Below are 365 nucleotides of genomic sequence, written 5' to 3'. Positions count from 1 at the left end.
AGCGCCCCCCCCCCCGCCGGCGTCGCGCCCCCGGGGGGGCCGGCCGCGGCCGCCCCCCCCCGCGTCGCGCCCCCCCCCCCCCCCCCCCACCGCTGGACACGGCGAGCACGAGCAGCAGGACGGGGCCGGTGGCCCGGCCGGGCCTGCGGGCCAGCTGCCAGCCGACGAGCGCCGGCCCGAGCCCGCGGCCCCGGGCGGCGATCCGCCCGCCGAGGCGCGCCGCGAACGGCAGCAGCCGCAGGACCAGCAGGGTGCCGGCGCCCAGGGCCAGTGTCGGAGCCGCGACCAGCAGCAGGTCGACGCCGAGCCCGGCGGCCGCCCCCGGCCCGCCCGCCGCCCCCGGCCCGCCCGCCGCCCCCGGCCGC

General features: G+C 87.7%; 1 protein-coding gene. It reads right to left on the bottom strand.

Features of this window, described 5'->3' with window-relative positions:
• On the bottom strand, positions 1-365 hold a 365-nt coding region (locus ACFVGY_RS02705), incomplete at both ends, for a hypothetical protein (RefSeq protein WP_385669872.1).

The organism is Streptomyces sp. NPDC127106 (assembly GCF_042677605.1).
Classification (GTDB): domain Bacteria; phylum Actinomycetota; class Actinomycetes; order Streptomycetales; family Streptomycetaceae; genus Streptomyces.
The sequence above is the reverse complement of the archived record's forward strand: the minus strand, read 5'-3'. Positions and strand labels throughout refer to the sequence as shown.